This window comes from Ignavibacteria bacterium (assembly GCA_016873775.1).
Classification (GTDB): Bacteria; Bacteroidota; Ignavibacteria; order UBA10030; family F1-140-MAGs086; genus JAGXRH01.
In genome coordinates this window covers 1-1,746 of sequence record VGWC01000151.1, presented here as the reverse complement: position 1 = coordinate 1,746, position 1,746 = coordinate 1, and the positions used below count along the sequence as shown (strand labels likewise).

Annotated in this window: 2 protein-coding genes; both read left to right on the top strand. The window is 40.5% G+C overall.

Annotated features, from left to right (window positions below; genetic code table 11):
• The coding region (locus tag FJ218_11490; GenBank protein MBM4167524.1) for a dihydrolipoyl dehydrogenase at nucleotides 1-1,033 on the top strand (1,033 nt) is incomplete at its 5' end.
• Between the two features lie 67 nt (nucleotides 1,034-1,100).
• On the top strand, nucleotides 1,101-1,746 hold a 646-nt coding region (gene lipB, locus FJ218_11485; protein MBM4167523.1), incomplete at its 3' end, for a lipoyl(octanoyl) transferase LipB.

Here is a 1,746-nt window from a genome sequence, read left to right as displayed (position 1 = left end):
TGTTATCGAAGTTTCAAAAGATGGAAAAGCGATTGAAGAAATAAAATCGAAGCACACGATTATTGCAACAGGAGCGCGTTCGAGAACAATTTCCGGAATTACTGTTGATGGGAAAAAAGTAATTACCAGTTCAGAAGCAATGACACTTTCTTCCATTCCGAAATCAATGATTATTATTGGCGCTGGAGCGATTGGAGTCGAGTTTGCGTATTTCTATAATGCCTTCGGGACAAAAGTTACGGTAGTGGAAATGATGTCGAACATTCTTCCGATTGAAGACAAAGAAATTTCCAAACTGCTCGAAAGTAATTTCAAGAAAAACGGAATTGAAATTTTTACTGAAACAAAAGTTGAAAGTGTAACTGCTGGAAAAGATGTGAAAGTTGTTGTTTCCAATAAAGATGGAAAGAAGGAACTAAAAGCAGAAATTGCGCTCAATGCAATCGGTGTTCAAGGAAATATTGAAAACATTGGCTTGGAAACGCTTGGTGTTAAATTAGAAAAAGGTTGGATTACAGTTAATGATTTTGGAAAAACAAACGTTGACGGAATTTATGCCATCGGCGATGTTGCTGGTCCGCCATGGTTAGCGCACGTTGCATCGAAAGAAGGAATTGTGTGCGTGGAAAAAATTGCGGGAAAAAATCCACAGCCGATTGATTGGGAAAATATTCCCGGTTGCACGTATTGTCAGCCGCAAGTTGCAAGCGTTGGATTGACGGAAGAAAAAGCCATTGCCGCAGGTTATCAAATCAAAGTCGGTCGATTTCCATTTTCTGCAAGCGGAAAAGCGCGCGCGATTGGTGAAACGGATGGACTCGTAAAACTTATTTTCGATGCAAAGTATGGCGAACTACTCGGCGCGCATATTTTAGGAAGCGAAGCAACGGAAATGCTTGCCGAACTCAATATTGCAAAATCGCACGAAACAACTGCGGAAGGAATTGCAAACACAATGCACGCACATCCCACGCTCTCCGAAGCAATAATGGAAGCCGCGGAAAATGCGTTGGGACATTCGATACATATTTGAGTTGAAATTTCACACAAAGGCGCAAAGACAACAAAGCTTTTTTTTTCGAACTTGGCGAGAGATAAAAATGAATAGAATTCAAATTCTCAATCTCCATCACACGGATTACAAACACACGTGGGATTTGCAGAAGAATTTTTTTTCTCTGGTTGAAGAAAAAGCAATCGGCGATGTTTTGATTTTGAATGAGCACGAACACGTTTACACAATCGGCAAAAGCGGCGATGATAATCATCTTCTTGCAAGTGAAGAGGAATTGAAAATAAACGGTGTAGATGTTTTTCATATTGATAGAGGCGGCGACATTACGTATCACGGTCCCGGGCAACTTGTCGGTTATCCGATTTTGAATTTGGACAACTACTACTGCGACATTCATCGTTACTTGCGCGATTTGGAAGAAGTTCTCATTCTCACGCTCAACGATTTTGGAATTGAAGGAACACGCAACAATGATTTTACCGGCGTTTGGGTTGGCGAAAATAAAATCGCCGCAATCGGCGTGAAAGTAAGCAAGTGGATTACGATGCACGGATTTGCTTTCAACGTCAATACGGATTTGAGTTACTTCGATAGAATTATTCCATGCGGAATTTTTCACAAAGGAGTTACATCGCTCGAAAAACTTCTCGGAAAGAAAATTGCGATGAATGAAGTTGAAGAAAGCGTAATCAGAAATTTTGAAAAAGTGTTTTCGGTGAAAGCGGAAAGTA